The organism is Cellulomonas sp. P5_C5 (assembly GCF_054049655.1).
The window spans coordinates 60,421-75,700 of record NZ_JBFULY010000021.1; the positions used below are offsets into that span (position 1 = coordinate 60,421).

A 15,280-nucleotide genomic window follows, 5' to 3' on the forward strand; every position below is an offset into this window, starting at 1 on the left:
GGGACGGCCGCTCCCGGTGGGCACCGGGAGCGGCCGCGCGGATCAGGACGGGTCGGCGTTCTCGGCGAACGACGGCTCGAACAGCTCGTCGAGCGCCTTGTCGACGGCGTCCTGGGTGGCCACGTCGCCGTTGGCGACGAAGATCGGGCCGACGATCGCGAGCACCTTGCGCTGCGCGTCACCGGGCACCGGGTCGATGTCGAGCGTGGTCCGCTCCGAGATGACCTTGGTGGCGACGGCAGGGTCGATGGCGGCGACCTCGGCGAGGATCGAGGCGACCTCCTCGGGGTTCTCCTGTGCGTACGCGCGGGCCTTCTCGTACGTGTCGACGACGAGCTGCGCGAGGTCGGGGCTCTTGCCCAGGAACGACTCGGTCGCGTTGAGGAACCCGTAGGTGTTGAAGTCGACGTTCCGGTACAGCAGCGTCGAGCCGGCGGTGGCCTCGCTCGCGGCCATCAGCGGGTCCAGCCCGGCCCACGCGACGACGGAGCCGTTCTCCAGAGCTGCCTTGCCGTCCGCGTGCTGCAGGTTCTGCACCTCGACCTGGTCCAGCGGGACACCGGCCTCCTCGAGCGACTGCAGCAGGAAGAAGTACGGGTCGGTGCCCTTGGTCGCGGCGACCGACTTGCCCGCCAGCTGGCTGACGTCCGTGATGTCGGAGCCCTGGGGCACGACGATCGCCGACCACTCGGGCTGCGAGTAGATGTCGATCGTCTTGATCGGCGACCMGTTGGACCGGGCGAGCAGCGCGGCGGAGCCGGCCGTCGAGCCCACGTCGACCGCGCCGGCGCGCAGTGCCTCGTTGGCCTTGTTGGACCCGGCGGACTGGATCCAGTTCACGGTGACGTCGTCGCCCAGCGCCTCCTCGAGCCAGCCCTGGTCCTTGATGACGAGGCTCAGCGGGTTGTACGTCGCGAAGTCGATGTTGAGCGTGTCGGCGCTCCACTCGACGGGCGCGTCGGACGCGGCGGTGGCGTCGGGCTCGGGTGCGGCGGCGGGCGTGTCCTCACCGGCGACGCAGGCGGTGAGCGCCAGGGCGGTGGCGAGGGCCAGTGCGGTGGCGGACACGGCGGTGCGGATGCTCATCGTCTCTCCTGTGTGGGGGTGGTGCGAGGGGGCTAGATGGAGTGGTGCGTGTCCTGGTGGGACGGGTCGACGTGGTGCGTGTGGACGCCGAGCCCTTCGAGCAGCTCGGCGCGCAGCCCGGCGAACGTCGAGTCGGCACGGTCGCGGGGGCGGCTGCCGGGCACGTCGATGACCCGGGCGACGCTGCTCTCGCCCGGTTCGGGGGTGCGCAGGAGGACGACGCGGTCGGCCAGGTAGAGGGCCTCCTCGACGTCGTGGGTGACCAGGAGCACGGTGGTCGGCTCGGCGGCGTGCACCTCGAGCAGGAGCTCCTGCATGCGCAGCCGGGTGAGCGCGTCCAGTGCACCGAACGGCTCGTCCAGGAGCAGCACCCCGGGGTTGCGTGCCAGCGCCCGGGCGAGCGACGCGCGCTGCGCCATGCCACCGGACACCTGCCGGGGGCGTAGCCCGGCCGAGGCGGACAGGTCCACCAGCGCGAGGAGCTCGGCGACGCGCCGGGCGCCGTCGGCACGCGAGGTGCCCGGCGGCAGGCCCAGCGCGATGTTGTGGGTGAGGGTGCGCCAGGGGAGCAGGCGCGGCTCCTGGAACGCGACCGCGGTGCGCGGGTCGGTGCCGCGCACGGGCGAGCCGTCGATGAGGATCTCGCCGCCGTCGGGGGTGTCCAGGCCGCTGACCTGGCGCAGGAGCGTCGACTTCCCGCAGCCGGAGGGGCCGACGAGCGCGACGATCTCGCCCGCGGCGAGCTCGAGGTCGACGTCGGCGAGCACTGTGCGCGGGCCGGTGGGGGTCGGGAACGTGCGGCGCACACCGCGCAGCATCACCGGGTGGGCGACGTGCGTAGGTGCGTCTGTGCTGGTCAGGGACATGCGGGGGAGTCCTGGGGGATCGGGCGCGGCCGATCGGGACGGGCTGGGGAGCCGGTCTGCCGCGCGAGGGGCGGGCACCGGCGGGGCCCCTGGTCAGTCCAGGGGGCGGACGCTGGGGGGCGTCAGGAGCCGGTGCGGTGCTGCGGGGGACAGCACGCGGACCGACAACACATCGGGGAGGTCGGGTAGGTCATGGCGGTCCGTCCTCCCTCGCTGATCGATTCTGGAGTGCTCAGGTCGGCATTTCTCATATCCTGAGATGCCGCATCCAGCACGTGGGCATGACCCTAGCGCTTCCCCACACCTGTCGGCAACGGGACATGCGACCGCCCGCGACGCGCAGGCGTCGCGGGCGGTCGGCAGGAGGCGTCAGGCGGACGGGCGCAGAGCCTCCGCGACCGCCGGGAGCGTCCGGGGGTCGGCCTGGACCAGCATCGTCGTGACGGCCGTGCCCTCCCAGGCGGGCAGCTGCGCCCGGATGTCCTCGGCCGTGCCGACGAGCGCGATGTCCCGGACCAGCTCGAGCGGGACGGCCGCGGTCGCACGCGCGCGGTCGCCGGCGAGGTAGTGCGCCTGGATCTCGTCGCACGCCTCGGCGTACCCGAGCCGGTCCAGCACGTCGCGGTGGAAGTTGGCGCCCTTGGCTCCCATCCCGCCCGCGTAGAGCGCGATGAACGGCCGGACGCTGTCGGCCGCAGACTCGACGTCGGCACCGAGCACGACCGGGACGGTGGCGACCACCTCGAAGTCCTCGACGGGGCTGAGCCCTGCGGCGCGCTTGGCGAAGCCCTCCGCGAGCAGCGTCCGGTACTCGCCGTCCATGCGCGGCGAGTAGAACAGCGGCAGCCAGCCGTCGCCGATCTCCGCTGACATCGCGATGTTCCGCGGACCCTCGGCGGCGAGGTGGATGGGCAGGTCGGAGCGCAGGGGGTGCACGGTCGAGCGCAGCGCCTTGCCCAGTCCGGACCCCTCGTCGGCGGGCAGGGGGAGCCGGTAGAACTGGCCGTCGAACGTCACGGGTGCCTCGCGGGCCAGGACCTGCCGGACGATCGACACGTACTCGCGGGTGCGGGCGAGCGGCTTGGGGTAGGGCTGGCCGTACCAGCCCTCCACCACCTGCGGGCCGGAGGCGCCGAGCCCCAGGACGAACCGGCCGCCGGAGAGGTGGTCCAGCGTGAGGGCCGCCATCGCTGCCGCGGTCGGCGTGCGCGCGGAGATCTGCGCGATCGCCGTGCCGAGGCGGATGCGCGAGGTGCGTGCGCCCCACCAGGCGAGCGGGGTCAGGGCGTCGGAGCCGTAGGCCTCGGCCGTCCAGACGGAGTCGAACCCGAGCTGCTCGGCGCCGAGCACCGCTTCCTGCGCACCGGGCGGGGGGCCCGCCGACCAGTAGCCCGTGTGGTAGCCCAGCCGCATCGTCAGTCCTCCTGGTCCGGCGTCGTCGTCGACGCCCGCGCCAGGCTACCCGGTACCCCGGGTATCACAAGTACCCCTGGCGTCGCTCAGCCGACCCGGCTGCGGGCGGCGAGCGTGTTCAGCAGGGCGGCACCCGTCGCCGCGTCGTCCACGGTCACGACGAACGCCCGCCCGCCCGAGCGCTCGACCTGCAGAGCCTCCCCGGCGCGCAGGACGACGCCCACCCGGCCGCCACGACCGACCCGGTAGCCCCAGCCGCCGAACTCGGGAAGCGGCGACACGGTGGTGACGGCGGCCTCCTGCACCTCGTCGAGCGGCACGGCGAACCGCGGCCGGCCGACGGCCGACCGCACCGTCAGGCCGCGTCGGTCGACGGTGACGGTGAACCGGGTGCTCGACAGCACAGCGGCCGCGACGAGGACGGCAGGGACGACGAGGGCGGGCAGCGAGAGCAGGAGCCCGAGGGCGACCAGGAGCGCCGCGACGCTCCCGCCGATCACCAGCGCGCTGCGGCTCTCCGCGTGCGTGACCCAGGAGGCCGCCTCGTCGGGGCGCAGGTCCAGCACGGGGGCGGTCGGCGGCACCGGCTCGGTCGCAGGCTGGTGCGCGTCGCGCGGCACCGCCCACGCCGCGAGCGCCGCCGCGCCGGCCCCGACGACGAAGGACAGGGCGACGACGAGGCCGAACCCGTCCGTCGCGGCGGCGTCGGTCAGCCCGCGCTGCAGGTCGAGCATCCCGACGACGAGCGTGGACAGGAACGCGGACATCCCGACTGCGGTCCCCGCCGCGATCCGACGGAGCAGCGCCGTGCGACCCCAGAAGAACGCGAGCGCCCAGGACCCGAGCGCGAGGACCACCGTGGCGATCGCGGTCGGCCAGACCGCTCCCGCGAGCGAGGAGAAGCCGTCCGGTCCGTCGGTGCCGAAGTGCACCGCCACCGGGTCCGGCAGCTCGGACGCCCACGCGCCGGCCACGACGAACGGCACCGCGGCGAGCGCGAGCGGGACGCCCAGTGTCAGGACGGTGGTGACTGCGCGGTGCGGGACGGGCGGCGTCATCGGAGGGCCTCCTTGACCAGGGCGGTGGTGGTCTGCGGGGCGATGCCGAGCGAGCGGGCCACACGCACGAGGGTCTCGACGGCGGCGTGCAGCTCGGAGTTGTCCTGCGCGGGGGCGATGACCACGGCGCCGCGACCTCGGCGGAGCTCGATGACACCCTCGTCGCGCAGCTCCTGGTAGGCACGCAGGACCGTGTGCAGGTTGATGTCGAGGGAGGCGGCGAGCTCCCGGGCGCCCGGGAGCCGCTCGCCGTCGGTCAGCTCGCCGCGCGCGACGGCGGCGCGCACCTGCCCGGCCAGCTGGGTGAACAGCGGGTCCGGGGAGGCGGGATCGACGCGGAAGAGCACGCCGTCACTCTAGTTGTTGGACGACAACTAGAACAAGTTCGCTCAGATGTAGATCGCGGGGTCGTCGACCTCGACGTCGAACGGTGCCGCGACCGGCCGCAGCCGGATCGTCGCGGGCACCCCGACCGCGATCGCCCCGGGCGGCACGTCGTGGATGACGACGGCGTTCGCACCGATCTGCGCGCCCTCCCCGATCCACACCGGGCCGAGGATCTTGGCTCCCGCCCCGACCACCACGTGGTCGCCGAGCGTCGGGTGCCGCTTGCCGTGGCGCATCGACTTGCCGCCCAGCGTCGAGCCGTGGAACAGGACGACGTCGTCCCCGACCTCGGCGGTCTCACCGACGACGACACCCATGCCGTGGTCGATGAACAAGCGGCGCCCCAGGCGGGCGCCGGGGTGGATCTCGATGCCGGTGACTGCCCGCGCGAGCTGGGAGATCAGTCGCGCGGGCAGCCGCAGGCCGGGCTGGTGCCACATCCGGTGCGCCAGCCGGTACACCCACACCGCGTGCACCCCCGGGTACCCCAGGGCGACCTCGGCGAGCGACCGGGCCGCGGGGTCGCGGTGCCGGGCGGCCTCGAGGTCTTCCCTGAGGGTCGCGAAGAAGTGCAGGTGGTCGGACACGGTGCCTTCGTCCTGTCGGTGAGGTGGTCGTGCGGGCGTGCGGGCGGGGACCGTCAGTCGACGAGGTCCGCGTAGAGCACGGTCGACAGGTAGCGCTCGCCGAACGACGGGACGATGGCGACGATGAGCTTGCCGGCGTTCTCCGGGCGCTGGGCCAGGAGCGTCGCGGCGTGCAGGGCGGCGCCGGACGAGATGCCGACCAGCAGGCCCTCCTCGGCGGCGGCGCGGCGGGCGACCTTGACGGCCGTCTCGGCGTCGACGTCGATGATCTCGTCGTAGACCGTCGTGTCCAGGATCTCGGGCACGAAGYYGGCGCCGATGCCCTGGATCTTGTGCGGGCCGGGTGCGCCACCGTTGAGGATCGGCGACTCCGCCGGCTCCACGCCGACGATCTTCACGCCGGGCTTGCGCGCCTTGAGCACCTGGCCGACGCCCGTGATGGTGCCGCCGGTGCCGATGCCCGCGACGAGGATGTCGATCTCGCCGTCGGTGTCGGCCCAGATCTCCTCGGCGGTCGTCGTGCGGTGGATCTCCGGGTTGGCCTCGTTGGCGAACTGGCGCGCCAGGATGGCGCCCGGGCGCTCGGCGACGACCTCGTCGGCACGGTTGACCGCACCGCGCATGCCCTCGGAGCCCGGCGTGAGGATGAGCTCCGCGCCGAACGCGCGCAGCAGGAGCTTGCGCTCCTTGGACATGGTCTCCGGCATCGTCAGCACCACGTTGTAGCCGCGGGCCGCGCCGACGAACGCGAGCGCTATGCCCGTGTTGCCGCTGGTGGCCTCGACGATCGTGCCACCGGGCTTGAGCTCGCCGGACGCCTCCGCCGCGTTGATGATCGCGACGCCGATGCGGTCCTTGACGGAGTTGGCCGGGTTGTAGAACTCGAGCTTCGCGACGACGGTGGCGGGGGCGCCGTCGGTGATCTTGTTGATGCGGACGAGCGGGGTGTTGCCGATGAGCGCGGTGGCGTCGTCGTAGATGCGTGCCATGGTTCCTCTTCGGTCGAGCTGCCGGCCGGCCGGCAGCTGGTGGGGGACTGACTAGCGATGCGTCTGGGGGTCCGGCGGCTCGGGTGCACCGGCGGGGAGGGCGGACCGGCTGGGGGCTGTCCGTCCGGGACGGGGCGAGCGCTGGCGCAGGAGACGCCCCCTGGTCGAGGGTTTGTCGCGCGAAGGAGCAGCCAGCGCTCTACAGACAGCGACAACAGGGCAGCGCGACGCAGGCGCGCTCGAGGACGGCGGGAGCGGCAGTGTGCACGCGCATCGCTTCGTCCTCCGGAGACCGTGTCGGTCAGGTCGCGCCCGCGAGTGCGGGACACGATCGGCCACGACGCTAGCGTCAACGCCCACGCACGCGCAAAGCATCCCCACCAGGCGGACGCTCAGCCGAGACCGACCGCCTCCAGCCACGCCTGCGCGAGCAGCCCGTGCCCCGCGGGCGTCGGGTGCACGCCGTCGTCGGCCCACGTCGCGGCGCCGGTGCGGGCGGCCGCGGCGGCGAACAGCCCGTCCGCCGGGACCAGCACGGCACCGCGCTCCGTCGCGACGCGGCGCACGACGGAGATCCGCGGGTCCAGGTCCTCGCGCCAGGCGTGCTGCGCCTCGGTGACGGGCACGACGAACGGCTCGATCAGCACCAGCCGGTCGACGCCCGCGACGACGGCCCGCAGGTTCTCCTCGTACTCGTCCGTGGACGTCGGCGTGCCCGAGTCGTACCGGCGCCACGTGTCGTTGATGCCGATGAGGACCGAGACGACCGTCGGTGCCAGCGCGACCGCGTCCTGCTCCCACCGCGCGCGCAGCATGGCCGAGGTGTCCCCGCCCACGCCCCGGTTGAGGAACGTCAGGCCGAGCTCGGGCCTGCGGGCGCCGGCGAGCGCCGCGACGATGCCGGCGTAGCCGTGCCCGAGGCTCGTCGGGTCGGAGCGGTCGCGACCCCAGTCGGTCACGGAGTCGCCGGTGAGCAGGATGCGGTCGTGGGGCTGCAGGAACGTCACGGCGGGCACGTTAGCGGCGCGCGGGCCGGCGCGCTCACATCTCCGGGCCCGCGTTGACCAGCCACGTGACCCCGAACCTGTCGGTCAGCATCCCGAACGTGGCGCCCCACGGTGCCTGCGCGAACGGCTGCAGGACGGTGCCGCCCTCGGCCAGCCCGTCCCAGTAGCCCTGCAGCTCCGCGAGGTCCTGGCCGCTGACGGAGACCGAGATGTTGCTCTGCGTGGCCAGGTCCATCGCGGCGGGCGTGTCCGCGCCCATGAGCACGAGCCCGCCGGGGGACTCCAGCTGCCCGTGCATGATCTTGTCCGCCTCGGCGGGGTCGTCGCTCGCCTGGAAGTCGCCGAACGTGCTCAGCGTCAGCTCGCCGCCGAACACCGACCGGTAGAACTCCATCGCGTCGCGGGCGTTGTCACGAAAGCTCAGGTACGGGTTCAGGTGTGTCGCCACGGGGGGTCTCCTTCGACTGGGTTCCGACCCGACAACCTTGTCACCGCCCGCCGACACGCAACAGGATCGAGACCCATGGACCGCCTCGAGGTCGCGCACCGTCGGCTCCACAACCAGCACCTGTCCGGCTCGCCGCTGCCCGACCCGGCCGCCGTGGTCCGGCACCTCGGCGCGTCGCAGGCGCAGGAGTACGCGATGGCGAGGTGGTCGCTGGGCCAGCGCAGCGCGGACGCCGACGACGCCGCGGTGCAGGCCGCGCTCGACGCGGGCGCGATCCTGCGCACGCACGTCCTGCGGCCGACGTGGCACTTCGTGGCTCCCGAGGACGTCCGCTGGATGCTGGCCCTCACGGGACCGCGGGTGCGGCAGACGAGCCGCTACTACGAACGCCGGTCCGGCATCGACGACGACCTCGTGGACCGCGCGACGGGCCTGCTGGCCGAGGCGCTCCGGGGCGGGAACCACCTGACACGCCCGGACCTGCAGGGAGCGCTCGTGCGCGGTGGGATCGAGGCGAGCGGCATCCGGCTCGCCTACCTGGTCATGGCGGCGGAGCTGGCCGGCGTCGTCGTGAGCGGGGTCCTGCGCGGCAAGCAGCGCACCTACGCGCTGCTCGACGAGCGCGTGCCGCCGACGCCGGCGCTCGACCCGGACCAGGCGCTCGCCGAGCTGACCCGCCGGTACTTCGTCAGCCACGGCCCGGCGACGGTCATGGACTTCCGCTGGTGGTCGAGCCTGACGCTCACGCAGATCMGCCGCGGCCTGGCGATCGTGGGGGAGGACCTGACGTCCGTCGACGTCGACGGGCTCACCTACTGGTATGCGCCGGCGGAGGCTCCGACGCGGGACCCGTCGCCGACCGTCCACGTCCTGCAGGGGTACGACGAGTACGGCGTCGCCTACACGGAGGGCCGCACGGCGGCGAACATCGCAGGCCTGTCCGTCGCGCCGGCCGGCACGAACCAGGTGATCCAGCCGCTCGTGCTCGACAGCCAGGTGATCGGCTGGTGGCGCCGGGTGGTCGAGCGCGACGAGATCCTGGCGGAGCTGCATCTCGCCGTCTCCCTGGACGCTGCGCAGCGCGACGCGGTCCGGGCGGCGTTCGACCGGCTCGCGGCGTTCGCCGGCACGCCCTACCGGCTGGAACTAGACACGTGACCAGAACACGTGTACTGTTCCTACTTGGATCTCCCGGTCTGCGTGATGGTGTCAGCATCCCATCACGAAGGATCGGCCTGGACATGGAACGCGCCGCTACGAGAGCGGCAGACGGTCATGGTCCAGGTGGCTGATCTTCGACAGCCCCCAATGGCGCTGGGGGCGGTTCAAGCCGCGCGCAACAAGGACAAGCGGGCGCGGTGGGCGAAGGCCAACAGGTGCTGACGGACATGCGGCCCCGGTGCGGCCCGCGACGAGAGTCGCGGCGCAGCACCGGGGCCGTTGTCGTCCCGTTCGGGCCCTTCGGCCCTGTCGGCTCGTCGGCGGCCGACGAAGACTGGTCCCATGCTCCTCACGTACGCCGAAGGCTGGCTCCGACTCACCAGGAACGACCGCCGGCAGCACTTCTTCCGCGACGGCATGAGCGTCTGCGGGCGCTTCGTCACACCGACCACCCAGTTCCCCGAGGACGACGGACCCGACCGCGGCGAGTGCCCCGGCTGCCGGCACATCTTCGACGCCGAGCGGGGCCAGGTCCGGTACTGAGGCGTCAGCCCTGGTAGAGCCACACGACGTTCGCGTCCGGGTCCCGCACGGCCGACGAGCGCGGCATGCCCTCCGTCTCGTGCGGGCCGAGCAGCTCCGTCGCACCGGCCGCGAGAAGGCCGGCGACCAGCAGCTTGACCTGCACGGGCGGCACCCGGCGAGGGTGACACCGCGGGGAGCCCGTCGGCGAACCGCACGGTGTCGCCCAGGCTCGCGGAGAGGCGGGCGCGCTCGCGCTCCAGCCGATCGCGGTGGGCCGCGAGCACCGTGTCAGCCTGCGTCGGGTCGTCCAGGACCGTGCGGGTGTCCACAGCAGAACTGTGGCCCCTCGGGCGACCCGAGGGTCAACCGTCGGACCGCAGGTCGCGCAGGTCGGCCAGGTCTCCGCGGAACACGTTGACGTCGATGAAGGACTCCTCGCCGTCGTAGCCGTCGAGCCGGTCCCGGTGGGAGTACTGCCAGAAGGTCCACTCGCGGCCGTCGAACACGCGCGGCGGGAGGTAGACCGCGCGGATCCAGAGCGGCGTGTCCGGGAAGCCTCCCGCGACGTAGCGGCTGTACGCGGCCTGCGTCGCGTAGATCACCGGCTCGACGCCGTAGTGCTCCCGCAGGGCCGCGACGAGCACCTCGAGCTCCGCGCGGATCGTCGCGGGGTCCGGTGGGTCGCGGTGGAACCTCCTGTAGTGCTCGACGTCGATGGCGATCGGGAGCAGCCCGCCCTGCGCCGGCACGGTCGCCATGATGTTCTCCGCCTGCGCGCGACCCGGGCTCTCGAAGCTGAAGAAGTGGTAGGCGCCGACGAGCACACCGGCCTCCCGGGCACCCTGCAGGTTCGTCTCGAACGTGTCGTCCACGAAGCTCGAGCCTTCGGTCGCCTTCACGTACGCGAAGTCGATGTCCTGTCCCGCGAGCACGGGCCAGTCGATCTCCCCCTGGTACGAGGACACGTCGACGCCGCGCACCTCGTACCGCGCGGCCAGCAGACGGTTCGGCCAGATCACCCCGCGCTCGACGAGCACGGCCACGAGCGCGACGACGACGAGGACGACCGTGGCGGCGACGAACGCCTTGCTGCGGGTGTGCACCGAGGAAGTGTGGCTGACGACCTGGGGTCAGGTGTCCCGTCGCGTGAGCTGCAGCACCGGGATCGTGCGCGTCGTGCGCTGCTCGTAGGAGCGGAACCCTTCCGACCGGGCGGTGAACAGGGTCCAGGCCTCGTCACGCTCGGCGCCGACGAGCTCGGTCGCACGCACGGGCACCGTCCCGTCGTCAGGGGTCTCGATCTCGACGTCGGGGTGGGCGAGCAGGTTGTGGAACCAGGCGGGGTTGTCCGGCGCTCCGCCCTTGGAGGCCGCGGCGAGCCACGTGTCCTGGTCGACGCGGATGCCCGCCACCGGGCTGATGCGCTCGACCCCGGTCCGCGCGCCGCGGTGGTGCAGGAGGACGAGGCCCTTGCCGAACCCGTTCGTGTGGACGTCGCCGCCGTTCGTGCGGAACTCGTCGATGATCTGCTGGTTCCAGTCGCTCATGTGCCCAGTGTCGTCGGTCCTGGGCTCGGCGCCCTTCCGGGCCCGGCCCGTGATCAGTCCGCGGACGGTGCAGGTGCCGGTCCGGTGGTGCCGCGCACCGTCAGTGATGTCGCCAGCTCGACGTGCCACGACGGCGGTCGCTCTCCGGACGACACGGCGAGGACCGTCTGCACGGCCAGCCGCCCCATCCCCTCCAGGTCCTGGCGGACGGTGGTCAGCGCGGGTGTGGTCCAGGCCGCCTGCGGCGTGTCGTCGAAGCCCACGACGCTGACCTGCCCCGGGACCTGCACGCCGAGCTCGTGGGCGGTGGCGAGCACCCCGACGGCGATCTCGTCGTCAGCCGCCATGATCGCGGTCGGCGGGAGGGCCAGGGTGAGCAGCTCCCGGGCGTGCCGGGCGCCCGCGTCGACGTCGAACCGGTCGCTCCGCACCAGCTCGGGGTCCGGCTCGATCCCCGCCGACTCCAGAGCCGCGCGGTAGCCGTAGAAGCGGTCCCGGGCGGAGGTCGAGGCGTCCGGGCCGCCGACCCAGGCGATCCGTCGGTGGCCGAGCGCGATCAGGTGGTCCGCGGCGGTGCGGGCGCCCGCCCAGTTGCTCGACCTGACGCTCATCATCGGCCGGTGCTGGGCGTCGACGGGGTCGACCATCACGAACGGCAGCCCGGCGTCCGCGGCGGCGGCCAGCAGCGCGTCGGGCTCGGACAGCGTGAGGCCCACGATCCCGACGGCGCCGGCGGACCGCTGGTCCGCGATCCACGCCCGGGCGGCGGCGCGCTGCGTGCGCGACGCCCGGTCCGGGGCGAGGCGGGTGAGCAGGTCGAGGTGGGCGTCGGTGGCCGACGCGAGGACGCCCTGCAGCACGTTGAGGATGTACGGCGACGCGGGGAGGTCGAAGACCACCGCGACCGCCCGACGCGACCTGCCCGAGACCGGCGACGTGCCGGCGCGGTACCCGATCTCCGTCACGGCGGCGAGCACTCGTTCACGCGTGCTCGCCGCCACGTCKAGTCGGCCGTTGAGCGCCTTGGAGGCGGTGGCCGGCGAGACCCCCGCGGCCCGCGCGACGTCGGCCAGCGTGGGTCTGCTGCGGCCGACCATCTGAGCCATCCTCTCGAAACATTTTCGCTGCGCGGAGTGCATCCTCGCCGCAGTTCCAGGTCGTTAGCATAGCCGGGCGACCGAATGCAGTCGAAATCTTTCGAGAGATGTATCGGAGCCCTCATGCCTTCTGACGCCGCGCCGACCGCCCTCCTGATCGACGGGCGTACGCCGGTCGAGACCGAGCTCAGGCACGTCTGGAACGCGTGCGTCGGCGCAGGTCGGGCGAACGAGGCCTTGCGTGCCGACTGGCAGGCCCACTTCCGCGAGGCGGTCGACGTGCTGGGTGCGCGGTCCGTGCGCTTCCACGGTGTCTTCCACGACGACATGTTGGTGTACCGCGTGGCCGACGGCGGGGGCTTCGGGCCACCCCAGCCGCTGGCCGAGCACGTCTACACCTTCGCCTACGTCGACAAGGTGTTCGACGCCGTCCTCGCCACCGGAGCGYGGCCCTTCGTGGAGCTCGGCTTCATGCCGAGCGCGCTCGCCACGCAGACCGAGACGGTGTTCTGGTGGAAGGCGCACTGCAGCCCGCCGAAGGACACGGCGCGCTGGGTCGAGCTGGTCACCACGACTGTCCGGCACTGGATCGAGCGGTACGGCCTCGACGAGGTCCGCCGGTGGCGGTTCGAGGTCTGGAACGAGCCGAACCTGGTGCCGCACTTCTGGACGGGGACGCGGACGCAGTACTTCGAGCTGTACGAGGCGACGGCCCGGGCGATCAAGGACATCGACGCCGGGCTCATGGTCGGGGGACCGTCCACGAGCGTCTTCGTCCCGGACGCCCGGTACGCGGGGGAGACGCAGGACAGGTCAGCCGAGGTCGCCACGGCTGAGGCGACCGACCCGGACGCGCTGGACTGGCAGCCGGTGTGGATCCACGAGTTCATCGACTGGTGCGCCACGCGTGACGTCCCGGTCGACTTCCTGTCCACCCACCTCTACCCGACGGACTACGCGTTCGGCGCCGACGGCGAGGGCCGGCCCATCCAGCGGCACGTCGACGCGACCTACGACGACCTGGTCGTGATGCGCGCGATCATCGACGACGGCCCGTTCCCCGATGCCGAGCTCCACATCTCCGAGTGGTCCAGCTCGCCGTCCAGCCGTGACCGGATGCACGACACGCTCTTCGCCGCCGCGTACATCACGCGGGCGTTCCTCAAGGGCGCGCCCCTGGCGGACTCCATCTCGTACTGGACCTTCACCGACGTGTTCGAGGAGGGCGGTGGCGGCATCGGCCCGTTCCACGGCGGCTTCGGGCTGGTCAACGAGCAGGGCATCCACAAGCCGACGTTCCACGCGATGGCGATGCTGGCGCGGCTGGGCGACCGCCTGCTGCTGTCGACGCCCGACGGGGTGATCACGCGCCGCAGCCGCGACGGGGCGCTCGCCGCCGTCTTCCTCAACTACCCGGACGACATGGGGACGAGGTCCATCGGCTCAGAGATCACCTACGAGGCGACGCGTGCGCTGCGGGAGCTGGGACCCCGTCGCACCGTCCGGCACACCGTCGAGGGACTCGCGCCGGGGACGCGTCTCACCCTCGAGGTGCTCGACTGGGACCACGGCAACGTCGCCGAGGCGTGGCACCAGCTGGGTGAGCCGCTGAACCTCACGCCGCAGCAGACGGACCGGCTTCGCGACGTGGCGGACGCGCTGCACCGCGAGTCGCTCGTCGTGCCGGACACGGGTGTCCTGGAGATCCTGCTCGACCTGCCTCCGTGGGCTGTGGCGTCGCTCGTGCAAGAGGAGTGACCGGGGCGGCGTCCGGGCGTGCGGACCGACCACAGCTCACCCCTTGACCGAGCCGAGCATCACGCCGGAGACGAAGTGCCGCTGGACGAACGGGTAGACGCACAGGATCGGCAGGATCGCCAGGATCATCGTGACGGCCTGGATGTTCGCCGAGATGGCGGCCGACGTGGTCCCGGCCGCCGCCGCGCTCGCGGCGGTGGTCGTGGTCGCACCGGCGATGAGGTTGCGCAGGAACAGCGACAGCGGGAAGAGGTTGTCCTCGTCGAGGTAGAGGAACGCGGTGAACCAGTCGTTCCAGTAGGCGACCGAGTAGAACAGGATCATCGTCGCGATGACGGCCTTGGACAGCGGCAGCACGATCCGGGTGAAGGTCGCGAACCAGCCCAGGCCGTCGATCTGGGCGGCCTCCTCGAGCTCGCGGGGGATGTTCTCGAAGAACGACTTCATCACCAGKAGGTTGAACACCGACAGCGCCCCGGGCAGGACGAGGGCCCACATGGTGTTCTTCATGCCGAGCGAGGAGATGAGCACGTAGTTGGGGATGATCCCGCCGTTGAAGAACATGGTGAAGACGGCGATCCCGATCAGCGCGTTGCGGCCCCGCAGGTGCGGCTTCGAGATCGCGTAGGCGAACGTCGTCGTGAGGACCATCGCGATGACCGTCCCGACCACCGTGTACAGCACGGTGTTGCCGTAGCTCGTCCAGAACCGGTCGTCGCCCGCCACCACGCGGTACGTCTCGAGGTTGAAGCCCACCGGGACGACGTTCACCAGGCCGGCCTTGATCGCGCCCGAGCTGGAGAACGACTGCGCGAGCAGCGTCACGAACGGGTACAGGATCAGCAGGGTGACCAGCACCAGGGCGGTCGCGTTGAGCCCGGTGAACAGGCGGTAGCCGCGGGAGTCGCGCGGGCCGACCGGCACACCCGCCCGTTCGTCCACCGAGGGCGTCAGGTCCGTGCTCACCACAGGCTCGCTCCCACCACTCGCCGCGAGATGAAGTTCGCGGACAGGACCATGACGAGGCCGATGACGGCCTGGAACAGCCCGATGGCTGCCGCGTAGCTCAGGTTGTTGGACACGAGGCCGACCCGGTAGAGGTAGGTCGAGATGACGTCGGCGGTCGAGTACGTCAGGGGCGTGTAGAGGAGCAGGACCTTCTCGAAGCCCACGTTGAGGAACAGACCGATGTTGAGGATCAGGAGCGTGATCATCGTGGGCCGGATGCCCGGGAGGGTCACGTGCCACGTCTGCCGCCACCGGTTGGCGCCGTCGATGCKGGCGGCCTCGTAGAGCGACGTGTCGACCGTCGTGAGGGCCGCGAGGTAGAGGATCGTGCCCCAGCCGACGG

18 protein-coding genes are annotated in these 15,280 nt (G+C 72.2%); 3 read left to right on the plus strand and 15 right to left on the minus strand.

Annotation, left to right across the window (positions count from 1 at the left end; translation table 11 throughout):
* Positions 1-42 precede the first annotated feature (42 nt).
* The 9 genes from ACXJKF_RS16055 to ACXJKF_RS16095 form a co-directional block, all read right to left on the minus strand.
* Positions 43-1,086, minus strand: a complete 1,044-nt coding sequence (locus ACXJKF_RS16055) for an aliphatic sulfonate ABC transporter substrate-binding protein (protein ID WP_456788710.1) — start codon at positions 1,084-1,086, stop codon at positions 43-45.
* A gap of 32 nt (positions 1,087-1,118) precedes the next feature.
* Complete coding sequence (locus ACXJKF_RS16060) at positions 1,119-1,952, minus strand: ABC transporter ATP-binding protein (RefSeq protein WP_456788711.1); 834 nt, start codon at positions 1,950-1,952, stop codon at positions 1,119-1,121.
* Positions 1,953-2,321: 369 nt separating this feature from the next.
* Entirely contained in the window at positions 2,322-3,365 is a 1,044-nt protein-coding gene (locus ACXJKF_RS16065) for an LLM class F420-dependent oxidoreductase (protein WP_456788712.1), read from the minus strand.
* A gap of 86 nt (positions 3,366-3,451) precedes the next feature.
* Positions 3,452-4,423, minus strand: a complete 972-nt coding sequence (locus ACXJKF_RS16070) for a DUF1648 domain-containing protein (protein ID WP_456788713.1) — start codon at positions 4,421-4,423, stop codon at positions 3,452-3,454.
* On the minus strand, positions 4,420-4,770 hold the full coding sequence (locus ACXJKF_RS16075) for a GntR family transcriptional regulator (RefSeq protein WP_456788714.1): 351 nt from the start codon (positions 4,768-4,770) through the stop codon (positions 4,420-4,422). The genes ACXJKF_RS16070 and ACXJKF_RS16075 overlap by 4 nt, the downstream gene beginning before the upstream one ends.
* Positions 4,771-4,812: 42 nt before the next feature.
* Positions 4,813-5,397, minus strand: coding sequence for a serine O-acetyltransferase EpsC (epsC, locus tag ACXJKF_RS16080; RefSeq protein WP_456788715.1), 585 nt, complete (start codon positions 5,395-5,397; stop codon positions 4,813-4,815).
* 53 nt (positions 5,398-5,450) lie between these two features.
* Positions 5,451-6,386 carry a cysteine synthase A gene (gene cysK, locus ACXJKF_RS16085; RefSeq protein ID WP_456788716.1) on the minus strand — a complete coding sequence of 312 codons (936 nt, stop codon included), beginning with the start codon at positions 6,384-6,386 and terminating at the stop codon, positions 5,451-5,453.
* A gap of 392 nt (positions 6,387-6,778) precedes the next feature.
* Positions 6,779-7,393, minus strand: coding sequence for an SGNH/GDSL hydrolase family protein (locus ACXJKF_RS16090; protein WP_456788717.1), 615 nt, complete (start codon positions 7,391-7,393; stop codon positions 6,779-6,781).
* Between the two features lie 34 nt (positions 7,394-7,427).
* Complete coding sequence (locus ACXJKF_RS16095; RefSeq protein WP_456788718.1) at positions 7,428-7,841, minus strand: VOC family protein; 414 nt, start codon at positions 7,839-7,841, stop codon at positions 7,428-7,430.
* Positions 7,842-7,916: 75 nt separating this feature from the next.
* Here ACXJKF_RS16095 and ACXJKF_RS16100 point away from each other — a divergent pair, with 75 nt between their 5' ends.
* Both ACXJKF_RS16100 and ACXJKF_RS16105 read left to right on the plus strand, forming a co-directional pair.
* On the plus strand, positions 7,917-8,999 hold the full coding sequence (locus ACXJKF_RS16100; protein WP_456788719.1) for a winged helix DNA-binding domain-containing protein: 1,083 nt from the start codon (positions 7,917-7,919) through the stop codon (positions 8,997-8,999).
* 345 nt (positions 9,000-9,344) lie between these two features.
* The gene (locus tag ACXJKF_RS16105; RefSeq protein WP_456788720.1) at positions 9,345-9,545 is read left to right on the plus strand and encodes a hypothetical protein; all 201 of its coding nucleotides are present in this window, start codon (positions 9,345-9,347) and stop codon (positions 9,543-9,545) included.
* A gap of 4 nt (positions 9,546-9,549) precedes the next feature.
* Here ACXJKF_RS16105 and ACXJKF_RS16110 read toward each other — a convergent pair whose 3' ends face one another.
* The 4 genes from ACXJKF_RS16110 to ACXJKF_RS16125 all read right to left on the minus strand — a co-directional run bounded on the left by ACXJKF_RS16110 (position 9,550) and on the right by ACXJKF_RS16125 (position 12,171).
* Entirely contained in the window at positions 9,550-9,699 is a 150-nt protein-coding gene (locus tag ACXJKF_RS16110) for a VOC family protein (RefSeq protein ID WP_456788721.1), read from the minus strand.
* 190 nt (positions 9,700-9,889) lie between these two features.
* Positions 9,890-10,630 carry a glycoside hydrolase family 25 protein gene (locus ACXJKF_RS16115; protein ID WP_456788722.1) on the minus strand — a complete coding sequence of 247 codons (741 nt, stop codon included), beginning with the start codon at positions 10,628-10,630 and terminating at the stop codon, positions 9,890-9,892.
* A gap of 27 nt (positions 10,631-10,657) precedes the next feature.
* Positions 10,658-11,074: a nitroreductase/quinone reductase family protein gene (locus ACXJKF_RS16120; RefSeq protein ID WP_456788723.1), complete on the minus strand. Its 417-nt coding sequence runs from the start codon at positions 11,072-11,074 to the stop codon at positions 10,658-10,660.
* A gap of 53 nt (positions 11,075-11,127) precedes the next feature.
* Positions 11,128-12,171 (minus strand): LacI family DNA-binding transcriptional regulator, encoded by a 1,044-nt coding sequence (locus ACXJKF_RS16125; RefSeq protein WP_456788724.1) that lies wholly within the window; start codon positions 12,169-12,171, stop codon positions 11,128-11,130.
* Between the two features lie 123 nt (positions 12,172-12,294).
* Between ACXJKF_RS16125 and ACXJKF_RS16130 the strand changes: the two genes are divergently transcribed.
* Positions 12,295-13,929 carry a GH39 family glycosyl hydrolase gene (locus tag ACXJKF_RS16130; RefSeq protein WP_456788725.1) on the plus strand — a complete coding sequence of 545 codons (1,635 nt, stop codon included), beginning with the start codon at positions 12,295-12,297 and terminating at the stop codon, positions 13,927-13,929.
* A 36-nt stretch (positions 13,930-13,965) separates the two neighbouring features.
* On the opposite strand, the gene ACXJKF_RS16135 is transcribed toward ACXJKF_RS16130, so the two are convergent.
* Both ACXJKF_RS16135 and ACXJKF_RS16140 read right to left on the minus strand, forming a co-directional pair.
* The gene (locus ACXJKF_RS16135; RefSeq protein WP_456788726.1) at positions 13,966-14,898 is read right to left on the minus strand and encodes a carbohydrate ABC transporter permease; all 933 of its coding nucleotides are present in this window, start codon (positions 14,896-14,898) and stop codon (positions 13,966-13,968) included.
* On the minus strand, positions 14,892-15,280 hold a 389-nt coding region (locus ACXJKF_RS16140), incomplete at its 5' end, for an ABC transporter permease subunit (RefSeq protein WP_456788727.1). The genes ACXJKF_RS16140 and ACXJKF_RS16135, both read right to left, overlap by 7 nt.

What these genes read in the sequence shown, in the direction of transcription:
- ACXJKF_RS16060 (WP_456788711.1), bottom strand. Translation starts at nt 1,952, where the DNA reads ATGTCCCTGACCAGCACAGACGCACCTACGCACGTCGCCCACCCGGTG.
- ACXJKF_RS16065 (WP_456788712.1), bottom strand. Translation starts at nt 3,365, where the DNA reads ATGCGGCTGGGCTACCACACGGGCTACTGGTCGGCGGGCCCCCCGCCC.
- ACXJKF_RS16070 (WP_456788713.1), bottom strand. Translation starts at nt 4,423, where the DNA reads ATGACGCCGCCCGTCCCGCACCGCGCAGTCACCACCGTCCTGACACTG.
- ACXJKF_RS16105 (WP_456788720.1), top strand. Translation starts at nt 9,345, where the DNA reads ATGCTCCTCACGTACGCCGAAGGCTGGCTCCGACTCACCAGGAACGAC.
- ACXJKF_RS16120 (WP_456788723.1), bottom strand. Translation starts at nt 11,074, where the DNA reads ATGAGCGACTGGAACCAGCAGATCATCGACGAGTTCCGCACGAACGGC.